Source organism: Methylophaga sp. SB9B (assembly GCF_004832235.1).
GTDB lineage: Bacteria > Pseudomonadota > Gammaproteobacteria > Nitrosococcales > Methylophagaceae > Methylophaga > Methylophaga muralis.
This window is the reverse complement of the sequence record NZ_SSXS01000010.1, coordinates 1-14438: the sequence shown is the minus strand read 5'-3', so window position 1 is coordinate 14438 and position 14438 is coordinate 1. Positions and strand designations below refer to the sequence as shown.

Sequence of the window (14438 nt, the reverse complement as noted above, 5' to 3'; positions counted from 1 at the left end):
AACTCTATCAATTTGCAGTTACATTCAGACTTCTATCGAAGTCTTTTGCACAAAGACTCAACGGTGATTCGTTGCACCCTTTGGCAGTAAAAGCATGCCAATGTTCCGGCACATTTTGTAAAACATTTTCAGCCTCATCGGCTGAATTAAAGCGGGCAAAAACACAAGAACCCGTTCCGGTCATACGTGGAATGGCTGCATATTGTGCCAACCAAGTCAGTGCTTGTGCAACTGGTGGATGTAACTTTTTCACCACCGATTCGCAAATGTTACTGCCTTCCCCCGCAAGGAAGCCCGCTATTGTGATTGGTTCACAATCACGTGTCAATTCTGTTGCGGAAAATATTTCTGCAGTAGAGACAGCACAGTCTGGAAAAATAACTAAATACCATGGTTCTGGTGGATCAATCTCAGTAAATATTTCACCAACCCCTTCTGCCCAAGCAGCGTGTCCCCGGACAAAAACCGGTACATCTGCGCCTAACTGTAATCCTAATGTTGCCAACTGATCTTCGGTTAAATCACATTGCCAGAGCTTATTCAGCGCAACCAGAGTGGTTGCAGCGTCTGAACTACCGCCTCCCAGACCGCCACCCATAGGTAGTTTTTTGTCGAGTTGAATAGCGACGCCTGAAGTGACTTTAGCTGTTGTTTGTAAAAGTTTAGCGGCTCGAACAATCAGATTATCGTCGGCAGCGACATCGGTAAGTTGCGTTTGCAGAATAATTTCTGGGGTTTCTGTAATGGTAAATTTCAGCTTGTCGCCATGCTCCAGAAACTGAAAGGCTGTTTGCAGTTCGTGATAGCCATCCGCTCGGCGGCCAGTGATGTGCAGAAACAAATTGATTTTTGCCGGGGCAGGCCACCATTCAATCATTTACCAACTTTCCAACCATTCATTACAAGGCGAATACTTAATTGCGGATGTTCAATAAAAATTTTGGCTGGAATGTCATTGCCCTCTAACGGCACATAATCGACAAATTCCACTTGCCATCCAGCTTGAGAAAGTGTGGCCAGGCGACCTTTTTCATCCAGTGTTTTTTCATCGATTTTGATTGCCTCATGCGGCAAACCTCTCACCCAATCTCGCAAAGCACTTACCGGTAATAACCAACCTAAGACTTCGGCCAAAAGCTGTTCGGGTGTCTCCGCAGAATAGCTTTCGCCATCGGAAAAGGTCATGGTGACCAATACATCATCACCTTTTAATTCAACGGCACCCTGCGAAAAAGGACCAAACAAACGTATATTGAAGTCGTCTTGTTGCTGCTGCCAGGTTACGCCAACATTCCAGCCTTCTTTGTCCTGACGGATAACGGTACGACCACGAAATGACCAATCGTTCATTTGCCTTAATGAAGCCTGGCGGTTTTCCCACATAACTTCCGTAGGAGCGATTGGTTTGGTTTGCCAGAAAGGGGTACAGGCGGTCATCAACATGACCGCCATAATGATGAGCAGTTGTTTCATTTAGTCAGCCGCTGCAGGGTCTCCTGAAGCACTTTATTATCAGCATCAAGCTTAGATGCTTCGCCCCAGTGTTTTCTAGCCTCTGATTTTTTATTCTGCACCCAGAGAACTTCACCAAGATGCGCCAGGAATTCTACATCTGCTTGAATCGCAACTGCTTCACGCAGGTAATATTCCGCTTTTTCCAAATCACCTAAACGGTAATAAACCCACCCCAAACTATCCAGGTAATAAGGATCGTTGGGACGTAATTCCAATGCTTTATTAATCAGTTCCAATGCTTCGTCGTGACGATCAGTACGATCGGTCAAGGTGTATCCCAAGGCATTGAGCGCCTGTGAATTATTCGGATCGATTTTCAAAATAGTGCGCAAATCGCTTTCCAGCACATCCAGTTTATCAATTGATTCGGCCACCATCGCGCGGCTATACAACAAATCAATATTGCCTGGATGATTTATCAACGCCTCGCTCAATACATTGAACGACTCTTCCGGCATCCCCTGATCGCGCAAAAAAGCAGCTTCAAACAAATAAAAATCAATTGCCTGTTGCGGACGTTCCTGACGCAATAATTTCAAATGCTGCCGTGCTTTATCGATATCGCCTTGTTTAGCGAGTAAATTGATATAACGGGTTTGTGCCATTTCAAAACGCTGGCTGTCGGCAGGTACCGAAGCAAACCACACTAACGCCGAATCGATATTGTCATTCATTTCTTCGGCCAGCCCCATAAAGTAACTGGCTTGACCTCCCGCATCTCCCATCTGCAACAGCTGACTGAAAAAGGTTTTAGCAGTTGGCCCATCTTCCCGTTCGAGAGCTAATAATCCCAGTGCAAAAATAACATCCGGGTTATCCGGGTTTTCCAAATGCAGTTCTTCAAAGATGCGTTTTGCTTTATCGGATTGACCACTTTCTCCTAACAGCTTTCCGTAGGTGAAGCGTAAAGATTCACTGGCACCATCTTGCTCGGCTGCTTTAGCGATAAGTTTTAAAGCTTCTTCGTTTTTATTAAATGTTTGCAGCAGATCCGCTTTTAAACCGAGATAAGCTTCATTGCGCGGATATTCCTTAAGCAATCCATCCACCGCAATTTCGGCCACTTCAAAGCGTTGAAAATAAGCGGCAAGTCGTGCGTAGGTAAAACGTGCGTCAGGATCGTCTTGTTGATAAAGGTCCAGTTCCAGAAGTGTCTGCAAACCTCTTTCCGGATCACCTTTTTCACTTAAATTGGCCGCCAGCGATTCTAAATATCTTTCTTTATTTTCCGGATCCAGCGCTAAGGCGCGGTTCATGCTTTTAACTACTTCCGGATAGTTATCTTCCATCAACAAAAATGGCACCCGCATTACGTAGACTTCAGCTTCTCCTGGAGAAACTTCCTGCCAGCGCGTCAAGGCACGGTTAATTCGTTGTGGATCGCGTGAAAAAGTTGAAATTCTTGCGGAACGCCCCGCCAACTCGGGCGAATCGGTTAATTCTGCCGCTTGATTGTATAAATCGACTGCAATATCGAGTTGCCCTCGTTGTCCGGCGATTTCAGCGGTCAGGATGTAATAAACCAGTTCCGGAGTAAGCGGCAAATCCATCTCGGTTTGCGCTGGTTTTTCAGTATCCGCATCAATTAGCTCAACAGCTTCAAGAGAATTGTTTTCGTCTGATTGCTGAGCAGTTGCAGCGCATCCAAACAGTAAAATAGGTATCATCAACCACGTTGCCGATGAGGCAAACTGCTTGCAATAACCGCGTAACTGTTGCAATAAATCCATAATTCAACGACCTGACTGATTGAGTTTGATAGAATGGTGAATTAATTTTGTCCAGACCTAATATCAGACAACTTAGCTGAAGGCTGTAAAGTTTAACAGCATATAACACGACTCCTTAATTATGCATCTTGTCACTTACGGCATTAATCACACAACCGCTCCGGTTGCTGTGCGCGAGAAGCTTAGCTTTGATGCTGATAAATTACCTTTGGCTTTAGCGTCACTGATGTTAAATGACAGCGTGATTGAAGCGGTCATTGTTTCAACCTGCAATCGCACCGAAATATACTGTCACCTTGACGAGGATTATGACAATAGTGTCTTGCTATGGTTGCATAACTTTCAGCAACAAGATGCTAATGCTCTCCAGTCTTATCTATATCACTATGAAGGCGCCGATGCCGTAAGACACTTGTTCCGGGTTGCCTGTGGTCTCGATTCATTAGTGCTCGGTGAACCACAGATCCTCGGCCAACTCAAAACTGCCTACACTCAGGCATTGAATGCTCATGCTTTAGGTAAATCACTTGGAAGACTATTCCAACATGCTTTCGCCGTTGCCAAACAAGTACGTACAGATACGGCGATTGGCAACAGCCCGGTTTCCGTTGCCTTTGCCGCTGTAAGTCTGGCAAAACAGATCTTCAGTAATCTAGCCGACTCCACTGCCTTGTTAATTGGTGCTGGAGAAACCATCGAACTGGTGGCGCGCCATTTGTATGATAATGGCATTAAACGGCTGATCATTGCTAATCGCACCGTTGAAAGAGCCCATATGCTGGCAACCTCAGTAAATGGTTACGCCATCAGCTTAAGTGAAATACCCGCCCATCTGGCCGAAGCTGATATCGTCATCAGTTCGACCGCCAGCCAACTGCCTATTTTAGGTAAGGGTACCGTCGAAAGCGCATTGAAACAACGTAAACGTCGTCCGATTTTTATGGTGGATATTGCGGTACCACGGGATATTGAAGCCGAAGTCGGCCAGCTGGAAGATATCTATCTTTATACTGTTGATGATCTCCACGACATTATTGAAGAAAATTTACAGTCTCGCCGTGATGCAGCCAAGCAAGCTGAAGAGATCATTGAAACACAAGCCGATCATTTTGCCGGCTGGATGCGTAGTCAGGATGCTGTACCGGTCATCAGAGCAATTCGCGATCAGGGGCAATTTCATAGTATGCAGTCAGTTGATAAAGCATTACGTCAACTGGAACAAGGCATGAATGCCGAAATGGTCATGACCGAACTGGCACGCACCCTGACCAATAAATTATTGCATGAACCTAGTAGACAACTGCGGCTTTCAGCATTTGAATCAGATGAAAATAATCCCATGATTGATGCTGCTCGCCGTTTATTTAACATTAAGGATTGATCTGTGAAAGATTCCATCAGGCATAAACTTGAAGCCTTGGTTGATCGCCATGAAGAGATCAGCGGTCTGCTCTCAGACCCCGAAACCATGGCCAATCAGAATAAATTTCGCACCTTATCGCAGGAATACGCTCAGCTTGAGCCCGTTGTAAAACACTTTGGACTGTATCTGCAGACCTTGAGTGATCTAAAAGACGCGCAAGCAATGATGCAGGAAAAAGATCCCGAATTACGTGAAATGGCCAAAGAAGAACTGGCCATCGCCGAAGAAAAACAGGAGCAGCTGGCAATTGATCTGCAAAAACTGTTGCTGCCGAAAGACCCAAATGATCAGCGCAATATCTTTCTTGAGGTGCGCGCCGGCACCGGTGGTGATGAAGCTGCAATCTTTTCTGGCGATTTATTCCGTATGTACAGCCGTTATGCCGAGATTCGTCGCTGGCAGGTTGAAATAATAAACGCGCAAGAAGGCGAACATGGCGGTTATAAAGAGATCATCGCGCGTATTGTGGGTGATGGTGCCTATTCACGATTGAAATTTGAATCCGGTGCGCATCGTGTACAACGGGTTCCGGAAACTGAATCGCAAGGTCGTATTCATACATCCGCCTGTACGGTAGCTATTTTGCCGGAAGCCGATGAAATCGATCAGATTGATATCAACCCAGCCGATATCAAAATGGATACTTTCCGTTCTTCCGGTGCCGGTGGTCAGCACGTTAACACCACTGATTCAGCGGTGCGTATTACCCACATTCCGACCGGCATTATTGTTGAATGTCAGGAAGAACGTTCACAACATAAAAACCGCGCTAAAGCGATGTCGGTTTTACAGTCACGCATCATGGCGGCTAAACAGGAAAAACAAGCTTCCGAACAGGCCGAAACTCGACGTTTATTAGTTGGTAGCGGCGATCGCAGTGAACGTATTCGTACCTATAACTATCCTCAAGGCCGAATTACCGATCATAGAATCAATTTGACGCTCTATAAATTGGATGAAGTGATGTCAGGACAACTGGATCAAGTTATCGATCCGTTGATCAGTGAATATCAGGCTGATCAGTTGGCGTTACTGTCCAAAGAATCCTAGGCTTTCGCCAGCCAATCCTGCGGCTGTAAATAGTGATCATATAACTGGGCTTCAGCAGAGCCCGGTTCAGGTTGCCAGTTATAGCGCCATTTCACCAGTGGCGGCAAAGACATCAGAATTGACTCGGTCCGTCCGCCCGACTGCAAGCCGAATAATGTGCCGCGGTCATACACCAGATTAAATTCCACATAACGACCACGACGATACAGCTGAAAGTCACGTTGTTGCTCGGTATAACTTAAATCCTTACGGCGTTCGACGATTGGTAAATAAGCGGTTGTATAACTATCGCCGACACTGCGTAATAAGCCAAAACACTGCTCAAAATCCGGCTCATTCAAATCATCAAAAAACAAACCACCCACACCGCGCGGCTCGTTACGGTGTTTAAGAAAGAAATACTCATCGCACCATTTTTTGTAATCGTCATAAACCGATTCACCAAAAGGATCGCAGGCATTTTTAGCGGTTTGGTGCCAATGAATAACATCTTCATCGAAGGTGTAATAAGGTGTTAGATCATAGCCACCGCCAAACCACCAGATAGGTTCTTCGCCAGCTTTTTCGGCAATAAAAAAGCGCACATTTGCATGCGAAGTGGGCACGTAAGGGTTATGTGGATGAATAACTAAAGAAACACCCATTGCCTGAAAACTACGGCCCGCCAGTTCTGGACGATTGGCTGTAGCTGAGGGTGGTAAATTATCGCCACTAACCTCAGAGAAATTCACACCAGCTTGCTCAAACACTGCACCGTTATTTAAAACCCGGGTGCGCCCGCCGCCGCCAGCTGGCCGTTGCCAGTCATCTTCGACAAATTTTTCTTTACCATCCGAAATCTCTACTTCTTTACAAATAGAGTCTTGAAGTGAGAGTAAATACTCACGCACTGCATCAATATTGGGGGCACTCATCGCAGTATTTCCCCAGTTAATGCGTCACGAATCGTTGATGGTTTCGCTGCCCCACCCAATGCACCAGGTAATACATAATCCAACTCCGGTAATTGCCAATGCACTTGATGCACATTTTTAGCGGGTCGAAGGCCTGTCAAATTAGCACTACTTGAAACCAGTGGCCCACCAAATCGTCTGCATAATTCTGCCGCTAAAGAATGGGCAGTAACGCGTACGGCCAACGTATAGCGCCCACCGGTCAAAAATGGAGAAACATGATTTTGAACAGGTAAAAGCCAGGTATTAGGACCTGGCCAGCTTTGGGTGATTTTCGCCAGAATATCGGCAGATAAAGGCTCTATAAAATCCTGTAACTGATTAAAGTCGGCCGCAATCAGAATCAGTCCTTTATCAAATGGTCGGCGCTTCATCGCCAGCAATTTGATGATGGCAGTTTCACTCCAGGGATCACAACCAACGCCAAATACCGCTTCAGTCGGATAGGCAATGACACCATCATCATCCAGAGCTTTACATGCTTGTCGTAATTGCCAATCAGAGAATTTCATATATTTCGCCGCTCTTCGCTACTTTTAGAAACCAACTTAAACATTTTGTCGCTTTTTCTGCATCATTTCTTCTACAAACGGCGTCAAAATAACCTCTATGGCTAGCCCCATTTTTACACCCGGCACCACCAAATTATTGGGTCGAGACATATAGGAATCTTTTAACATCGACAGGTAGTAGGGAAAATCAGCCATTTTCGGATCTTTAAAGCGAATAACACACAGACTTTCATCTGCCGTCGGAATTTCATGCATCACAAACGGGTTAGAAGTATCAATCAATGGCACCCGCTGAAAGTTGATATGAGTCCGAGAAAACTGCGGAATGATGTGATGAATATAATCCGGCATGCGCTTCAGGATAATATCGACCACCGCATCCTGAGAATATCCTCGGTTGCTGCAATCACGTTTGATCTTCTGGATCCATTCGATATTGATGACCGGCACCACACCAATCAGTAAATCGGTGTATTGGGCGATATTGAATTCGTCAGTGACGATACCGCCATGCAGGCCTTCGTAGAACAGCAAATCACTGTCGCTATCCAGTTCTTCCCAATCGGTAAAGGTACCTGGTGATTGATTGAACTGTGTCGCCTCAGTTTCATCATGAATGTAATAACGTTTTTCGCCGCGACCAGTTGCTGAATATGTCCGAAACAAACTTTCCAATCTATCCAAACAATTGGCTTCTGGCCCGAAATGAGTCAGTGAACGCCCTTCTGCTTCAGCGGCAGCGACTGCAGCGCGCATATCCTCACGATTGTATCGATGAAAGCTGTCACCTTCGACCACCACAGGTTTAACCTGAGTTCGACGAAAAACATCCTCAAATGCCCGTTTTACGGTGGATGTTCCAGCTCCAGACGAACCAGTTACCGCAATAATCGGATGGGATACAGACAATTCAACCCTCCTCTTAAAGTCGTAACCAATCAGTTTTGTTGTTGTTCGCGAGCCACTGCACGGTAAGCGATATCAGTCCTGTAATAGGCATCTTGCCATTGAATTTTTGCAACGCCAGCGTAAGCCTGCTGCTGAGCAGCTGCAACACCATGGCCCAGTGCGGTAACACATAACACGCGGCCACCAGCAGTAACGACTTTATCTTGGTCAAATGCTGTTCCAGCATGAAATACGCGTGTATCAGCCGAATCAACTGTATCCAACCCGGAAATCACATCGCCTTTTTTGTAACTGTCAGGATAGCCGCCAGCCGCCATCACCACACCGACTGCCGCACGAGGGTCCCATTCAGCAGTAACTTCATTCAGACGTTTATCCAAAGCGGCTTCACACAGTTCAACTAAATCAGAAAGCAGACGCATCAAAATTGGTTGGGTTTCAGGGTCGCCAAACCGGCAGTTATATTCCACTACCCGTGGCGCGCCCATTTCATCAATCATCAGACCGGCATACAAGAAACCGGTATACGGACGACCATCTGCAGCCATCCCTTTTACTGTGGGCACAATAACTTCACGCATCACTCGTTCAAATACCGTATCGGTGACCACTGGCGCAGGCGAATAAGCTCCCATGCCACCGGTATTCGGACCTTTATCGCCGTTATCACGGGCTTTATGATCCTGAGAAGTGGCTAGCGGCAGAATATTTTCACCATCAACCATTACGATAAAACTGGCTTCTTCACCGGCCATAAACTCTTCGATAACCACGCGGTGACCGGCTTCACCAAAGGCATTACCGGACAACATATCTTCAACTGCCGCAATGGCTTCTTCAACGGTTTGCGCGACAATTACACCTTTGCCAGCCGCCAGACCGTCTGCTTTTACAACGATAGGCGCGCCACATTTCAGAATGTATTCGATAGCATTAGAGATGTTGGTAAAGACTTGATAATCAGCAGTGGGAATTTGGTGACGTGCTAGAAAATCTTTGGTGAAGGATTTAGAAGCTTCCAGTTGAGCGGCTTCTTTACTCGGACCGAAACAACGTAAACCGGCTTTTTCAAAGGCATCGACGACGCCTTTAACTAATGGAATTTCAGGGCCGACAACCGTTAAACCGATGTCATTCTGCTGTGCAAATGCCACCAGCGCATCAATATCATCCACTGCGATGTCGACATTGCTGACACCTGCTTCATTTGCGGTTCCCGGATTACCCGGCGCAACAAAAACTTCACTGCAACGCGGTGACTGTTTGAGTTTCCAAGCCAGCGCATGCTCACGACCGCCACTACCAATGACCAGAACTTTCATTATATTGCTGCCATACCTACTGAAATAAAGCGTTAATGATACCGGAGATGACTGTATAACCAAATATTAATACCTGTCCTTGACCACTTAATAATCGCCAGCACAAGCCACAGATTGTAACTATCAAGGCTTTTCATTATTGTGATGTCCAGTAATGTGGCGATTAAAGTTAAGCGCCGATAGTTAGGAAATAATTGTGGAAGATTTAAAAACATCAGAAGCCTGGCGGGTTTTTCGCATTCAATCTGAATTAATTGATGGTATCGAAACCCTCAATGGACTGGGACCCGCCGTATCCATTTTCGGTAGTGCCTGCTTACGCGAAGACTCACCGTATTACCAAGCCGCCAAACAAGTGGCTCAATCACTTTCTCAGGCAAAATTTTCTGTGATTACCGGCGGTGGTCCAGGCATTATGCATGCCGCCAACGCAGGTGCCTTCAAACAAGGCTCGCATTCGGTTGGTCTTAATATTGAATTACCGATGGAACAAAAACCCAACCCGAATCAGGATATCAGCCTGAGTTTCCGTTACTTTTTTGTTCGCAAACTGATGTTTGTTAAATCCTCAATGGGTTACGTGGTGTTTCCGGGTGGCTTCGGAACGCTGGATGAATTTTTTGAGGCATTAACCCTTATCCAAAGCCGTAAAATTCGCCATTTTCCGGTGATTCTGTATGGTTCTGATTATTGGAAAGGCCTGATTGACTGGCTTCGCGCCGAGGTTTTACGTGTAGGCTGCATTCAGGAGGAAGATCTGAATCTTTTCCATATGGTCGATAAACCCGAAGAAGTATTGCCGATTATCCAGCAACATTTTGCTGCCTTAGGAGCCCATCCGGAAGACGAGCAACGTTTTCCTGTCTGATCTGGATCAATAAAGCGGGCGTTAGCCGCTCGCGATAAAACACCGCTGTTTATAATCATCGTCAAACTGTTTTACAGGACTTTGCCATGCAAAATCAGCTGATTATGGACCGCAAACTTATCCAGAAATACGATACCGCCGGGCCAAGATATACCTCCTACCCCACGGCACTAGAGTTCCACGAAAGTTTTAACGCGAAGGAATTCATCGAACATGCCGAGCTATCCAATCAGCGTGGCGGGCCACTATCTCTGTATTTCCATTTACCGTTTTGCGATACCGTGTGTTTTTATTGCGCCTGCAACAAAATTATCACCAAAAATCGTGATCATGCCGCGCCGTATCTGGAAAACCTCTACAAAGAACTGGCCCTTAAGGCAGCATTAGTTGATAGCAGCAGACCAGTGACTCAACTGCACTGGGGCGGTGGCACCCCGACGTTTATCAGCGAACAACAAATGCAGGATCTGATGAATGAAACCCGTCGTCACTTTCATATTGCCGATGATGCCGATATCTCGATTGAAATTGATCCACGTGAAGCCAATGCCGATACCATCGCCCTGTTAAAGAAAATAGGTTTCAACAGAATTAGTCTGGGAATACAGGATTTTGATCCGGCCGTGCAAAAAGCGGTTAACCGCATTCAATCTGAAGCCGAAACCTTAGCGGTGATTGATGCCGCGCGCCGGCATCAGTTTCGCTCGATCAGTGTTGATTTGATTTATGGTCTGCCGCTGCAAACGTTATCTGGCTTTGATACCACGCTCGACAAAATCATCGCCGCAAATCCAGATCGCATCTCATTATTTAATTACGCCCATATGCCAAAACTGTTTAAAACCCAGCGCCAGATTAAAAGTGAAGACTTACCTTCAGCCGAACAGAAGCTGAGTATCTTGCAACTGTCGATTAATAAATTAACCCAGGCAGGCTACCAATATATTGGTATGGATCACTTTGCCAAACCGGACGATGAACTCAGTCTGGCTCAGCAACAAAATCGGCTGCATCGCAATTTTCAAGGCTATGCCACTCATGCCGAGTGTGATCTCATAGGTTTTGGTATCACCTCGATTGGCAATATCGGTGAGGCTTATGCACAGAACGTAAAAACCTTGCTCGAATACGACACTCTGCTCAAACAAAATCAGCTGCCGTTAATGCGGGGCATCAGCCTGTCAGAAGATGACAAACTGCGACGCCAAATCATTACCCGTTTAATTTGCGATTTCGAATTGAATATCGTGGAAATCGAACAGGAATACGGCATTCAATTTAAAGAATATTTTGCCGAGGCCTATCCTCAGCTCGAACAATTTGCCGAAGATGGTCTGTTGCAGTATAACTGGAAGGAGATTGTGGTCTTACCAGCTGGTCGCTTGTTAATCCGTAATATCTGCATGGCATTTGATAAATACAGTCAACAAGCAAAACAGCGATTTTCCAAAGTTATATAGGGCTGATGCTGGAAAAAATCCGACAGTACTTCATATTTGGTAGATTAGGCGTAAAGCTCTATGTGCTCGCCGTTATCACCGGATTATTGGCCAGCCTTGCCATTATCCTTCTAAGACTCACCATTGAACATGGCCAAATGCTGTTATTGCCCTCCGGCGAAGTCGATGGTTTTGCCAGCCTGCCCTGGTGGGGCCTGTTGGGTCTGCCTATTCTCGGTGGCCTGCTTATCGGTCTGCTATTTCGCGGATTAACTCAAGAACAACGCACCACCGGCATCCTGCATGTTATCGAACGCCTTTCCGCCTATGAAGGCCGTCTACCTTGGCAAAATGCCGTTCGCCAATTTCTCGGTACCAGTATTGCCATCATCACCGGTCATTCCGTGGGTCGCGAAGGACCAGGCGTACATCTTGGTGCAGCTAGCGGCAGTTTATTAGCGAATAGTCTGGAACTCCCCAACAACAGTGTTCGCGTCCTTGTCGCCTCAGGTGCCGCCGCCGCTATAGCCGCCTCATTTAATACGCCTATTGCTGGGGTGATTTTCGCTATGGAAGTCATCATGATGGAATATTACATCGCCAGTTTTATTCCGGTGATTCTAGCTTCCGTCACCGGAGCAGTAGTCTGTCGGCTGACCTTTGGTGACGATACTGTATTTATTAACCTCAGCGCTCAGATGCAGTCGCTATGGGAGCTGCCCTATATTATTTTCCTGGGTATCGTCATCGGCGGCTTAGCCACTATTGCGTTAAAAACGCTGACGCTGTTTACCAATCTCTACACCAATCATCCGTCATGGTTACGTCCGGTTTACGCCGGAGTTTTAATGGGCCTGTGCGGCATGATGGTGCCGGAAGTAATGGGAATGGGCTACGGCATTATCGGCAGTATTTCCGCCAATGATATTGCCATCGGCACGCTGGTCATCATCATGGTGATGAAACTGCTGTTATCTTCTGCCACCGTTGGCCTTGGAATTCCAGCCGGAGTTATTGGCCCAACCATGGTGGTAGGCGCCTGTGCTGGCGCTATTTTGGGTTACTTCGGTCAGTTGATATTGCCCGACTATGCGTCATCAATGACCTTTTATGCTGTTTTAGGCATGTGCGCGATGATGTGGTCCACTTTAAAAGCGCGCTTGCTGCATTAATGGCCATGCTGGAACTCACCGGCAACCCGGAAATCATTCTGCCCGGCATGCTCGCCATCGTCTTTTCCAGTTTGATTACCCACGATTATTTCAAACAGGAACCAATGTTCGTCAACTTGATGCGAGTAAAAGGGCTGGATTTTCGTAATGACCCAATCTCGCAAACGCTTCGCAAAATCAGTGTCGGTGCAGCGATGCAACGTAATATCGCCGTATTGAACCAGACAATCACTCGTGAACTGGCCCAACACACACTCGAAAACAATCCGGAATGGATAGTGATCACCAAAGAACGCAACCCAATTGCCCTAATGCCCGCCAGCGACTTGGCCAGAGCGGTAAGCGTTAAAGAAGACGAAGATGAGTCGGAAATCGATTTGATGCAAATTCCGGCAACCAGACGCAATGTACATAAAATCTCACTGCATACCAGCCTGCATGAAGCCTATCAGGCGCTTAATAAATATGAAGTTGAGGCGCTATACGTCAGCCGACAAAGCACCCCAATGATCGACCGAATTTATGGGATTTTGACCAGAGAAATGATCGAAAGCCATTACCATTTGCCCACTTCAAGCAAAAAATAACTGAAATGGGTATGAACAATTGCTCAATCTTGTTTATAATGTGCCGCTTGCTGCCCGGGTGGTGAAATTGGTAGACACAAGGGACTTAAAATCCCTCGGCTTTGCGGCTGTGCCGGTTCGACTCCGGCCCCGGGCACCATTCAATTCTAAAGTCTAATAAAACAGGCCTTTTATCAAGGCCTTAGACTATATCAACCTGCCATTTCTGGCAATCCTACTTAATTTCCTACTTAGATCTGAGCCTTATTTAGGCATCCTTTTGTCGATAGACTCTGGATAATTGTTACAATCAGTTTTTTTACCTGTAAGCATGTCCTAATGACCTCTATCAAAGATCACCTTCAATTAATTCTAAAAGATACCAACTATAAATTAGCCATATTTTCATCAGAAGAAATTCAAGCATTAAGAGAATGCATTATCTTCAAAGAAATTAGAGGTAAAAGTACGGCCTTTATTGAATGTACCAAACGTAACAAACATATCCAACTGAAGCCAGAAGAAGTAATTCGACAACTCTATACGCTAAGGCTAGTTAATCATTATGGCTATCCTTTAAGTAGAATCGGCTTTGAGCAAAGTGTCACTTTTGGTCGTGAGAAAAAAAGTGCTGACATCATTGTGTTCGACAAAGATCGGCCTGAAACACCTTACATCATCATAGAAGTAAAAAAGCCTAAGCTAAATGATGGTAAGGCCCAGTTACGCTCATACTGTAACGCAACAGGTGCCCCGATAGCAGTTTGGACAAATGGCGAGAAAATCTCCCATTATCACCGAAAAGATCCAAACTATTTTGAAGACATTACCGATATCCCTAAAGCCTCTCAGGGGTTCTACCCCGTTTCTACGGACGGTTTAAAAACGGTTGATAACTTCATATCGTCCTTAGCGACTCGTCTTCTCATCCGAGGATTATGGAATCGCTCAATATAGTCAAATAAATCCGCTTTGGCAG

The 14438-nt window shown here is 46.0% G+C and carries 13 protein-coding genes, 1 tRNA gene and 2 pseudogenes; 8 read left to right on the top strand and 8 right to left on the bottom strand.

From position 1 onward, the window contains the following. Positions 1–7: 7 nt before the first annotated feature. From ispE to E8Q33_RS11080, 3 genes are read right to left on the bottom strand one after another with little or no spacing between them, the layout of a single operon-like run. Positions 8–877, bottom strand: a complete 870-nt coding sequence (gene ispE, locus E8Q33_RS11090) for a 4-(cytidine 5'-diphospho)-2-C-methyl-D-erythritol kinase (protein WP_136554794.1) — start codon at positions 875–877, stop codon at positions 8–10. Continuing rightward, entirely contained in the window at positions 874–1473 is a 600-nt protein-coding gene (gene lolB, locus E8Q33_RS11085; protein ID WP_069296418.1) for a lipoprotein insertase outer membrane protein LolB, read from the bottom strand. Before lolB ends, ispE begins: the two co-directional genes overlap by 4 nt. Beyond that, positions 1470–3245, bottom strand: a complete 1776-nt coding sequence (locus E8Q33_RS11080) for a tetratricopeptide repeat protein (RefSeq protein ID WP_136554793.1) — start codon at positions 3243–3245, stop codon at positions 1470–1472. Before E8Q33_RS11080 ends, lolB begins: the two co-directional genes overlap by 4 nt. Before the next feature lie 121 nt (positions 3246–3366). Here E8Q33_RS11080 and hemA point away from each other — a divergent pair, with 121 nt between their 5' ends. Together hemA and prfA are read left to right on the top strand one after the other, a co-directional pair. Then, entirely contained in the window at positions 3367–4626 is a 1260-nt protein-coding gene (gene hemA / locus E8Q33_RS11075) for a glutamyl-tRNA reductase (RefSeq protein ID WP_069296416.1), read from the top strand. A gap of 3 nt (positions 4627–4629) precedes the next feature. Continuing rightward, positions 4630–5718, top strand: coding sequence for a peptide chain release factor 1 (gene prfA / locus E8Q33_RS11070; RefSeq protein WP_069296415.1), 1089 nt, complete (start codon positions 4630–4632; stop codon positions 5716–5718). On the opposite strand, the gene hemF is transcribed toward prfA, so the two are convergent. The 4 genes from hemF to purD are packed head-to-tail and all read right to left on the bottom strand — an operon-like array spanning position 5715 to position 9414. Continuing rightward, positions 5715–6632 (bottom strand): oxygen-dependent coproporphyrinogen oxidase, encoded by a 918-nt coding sequence (hemF, locus tag E8Q33_RS11065; protein ID WP_136554791.1) that lies wholly within the window; start codon positions 6630–6632, stop codon positions 5715–5717. The two genes, prfA and hemF, sit on opposite strands and share 4 nt — an antisense overlap. After that, positions 6629–7183: an L-threonylcarbamoyladenylate synthase gene (locus E8Q33_RS11060; protein ID WP_136554789.1), complete on the bottom strand. Its 555-nt coding sequence runs from the start codon at positions 7181–7183 to the stop codon at positions 6629–6631. Before E8Q33_RS11060 ends, hemF begins: the two co-directional genes overlap by 4 nt. 36 nt (positions 7184–7219) lie before the next feature. After that, positions 7220–8092, bottom strand: coding sequence for a phosphoribulokinase (locus E8Q33_RS11055; protein WP_136554787.1), 873 nt, complete (start codon positions 8090–8092; stop codon positions 7220–7222). 29 nt (positions 8093–8121) lie between these two features. Further along, entirely contained in the window at positions 8122–9414 is a 1293-nt protein-coding gene (gene purD, locus E8Q33_RS11050) for a phosphoribosylamine--glycine ligase (protein ID WP_136554785.1), read from the bottom strand. Between the two features lie 196 nt (positions 9415–9610). On the opposite strand from purD, the gene E8Q33_RS11045 reads away from it, so the two are divergent. The 6 genes and pseudogenes from E8Q33_RS11045 to E8Q33_RS11025 form a co-directional block, all read left to right on the top strand. Then, complete coding sequence (locus tag E8Q33_RS11045) at positions 9611–10282, top strand: TIGR00730 family Rossman fold protein (protein WP_136554783.1); 672 nt, start codon at positions 9611–9613, stop codon at positions 10280–10282. Positions 10283–10368: 86 nt separating this feature from the next. Then, a complete protein-coding gene (gene hemN, locus E8Q33_RS11040; protein WP_136554781.1) occupies positions 10369–11742 on the top strand; it encodes an oxygen-independent coproporphyrinogen III oxidase in 1374 nt (457 codons plus the stop codon). A gap of 5 nt (positions 11743–11747) precedes the next feature. Then, positions 11748–12893, top strand: coding sequence for a chloride channel protein (locus E8Q33_RS11035; protein WP_247870060.1), 1146 nt, complete (start codon positions 11748–11750; stop codon positions 12891–12893). Continuing rightward, positions 12860–13480: a hypothetical protein gene (locus tag E8Q33_RS16135; protein ID WP_247870059.1), complete on the top strand. Its 621-nt coding sequence runs from the start codon at positions 12860–12862 to the stop codon at positions 13478–13480. Before E8Q33_RS11035 ends, E8Q33_RS16135 begins: the two co-directional genes overlap by 34 nt. Positions 13481–13532: 52 nt before the next feature. Next, a tRNA-Leu gene (locus tag E8Q33_RS11030) sits at positions 13533–13619 on the top strand. Positions 13620–13798: 179 nt separating this feature from the next. Continuing rightward, positions 13799–14287 (top strand): annotated as a pseudogene (locus E8Q33_RS11025) (type I restriction enzyme HsdR N-terminal domain-containing protein); the annotation flags it as partial. Positions 14288–14316: 29 nt separating this feature from the next. Here the strand turns inward: E8Q33_RS11025 and E8Q33_RS16130 are convergent. Beyond that, positions 14317–14438: pseudogene (locus tag E8Q33_RS16130) on the bottom strand (IS3 family transposase); the annotation flags it as partial.

Excerpts from the sequence above, each read along its gene's own strand:
- lolB (WP_069296418.1), bottom strand. The coding sequence starts at position 1,473 with ATGAAACAACTGCTCATCATTATGGCGGTCATGTTGATGACCGCCTGT.
- hemA (WP_069296416.1), top strand. The coding sequence starts at position 3,367 with ATGCATCTTGTCACTTACGGCATTAATCACACAACCGCTCCGGTTGCT.
- purD (WP_136554785.1), bottom strand. The coding sequence starts at position 9,414 with ATGAAAGTTCTGGTCATTGGTAGTGGCGGTCGTGAGCATGCGCTGGCT.
- hemN (WP_136554781.1), top strand. The coding sequence starts at position 10,369 with ATGCAAAATCAGCTGATTATGGACCGCAAACTTATCCAGAAATACGAT.
- E8Q33_RS11060 (WP_136554789.1), bottom strand. The coding sequence starts at position 7,183 with ATGAAATTCTCTGATTGGCAATTACGACAAGCATGTAAAGCTCTGGAT.
- E8Q33_RS11080 (WP_136554793.1), bottom strand. The coding sequence starts at position 3,245 with ATGGATTTATTGCAACAGTTACGCGGTTATTGCAAGCAGTTTGCCTCA.
- ispE (WP_136554794.1), bottom strand. The coding sequence starts at position 877 with ATGATTGAATGGTGGCCTGCCCCGGCAAAAATCAATTTGTTTCTGCAC.
- hemF (WP_136554791.1), bottom strand. The coding sequence starts at position 6,632 with ATGAGTGCCCCCAATATTGATGCAGTGCGTGAGTATTTACTCTCACTT.
- E8Q33_RS11035 (WP_247870060.1), top strand. The coding sequence starts at position 11,748 with ATGCTGGAAAAAATCCGACAGTACTTCATATTTGGTAGATTAGGCGTA.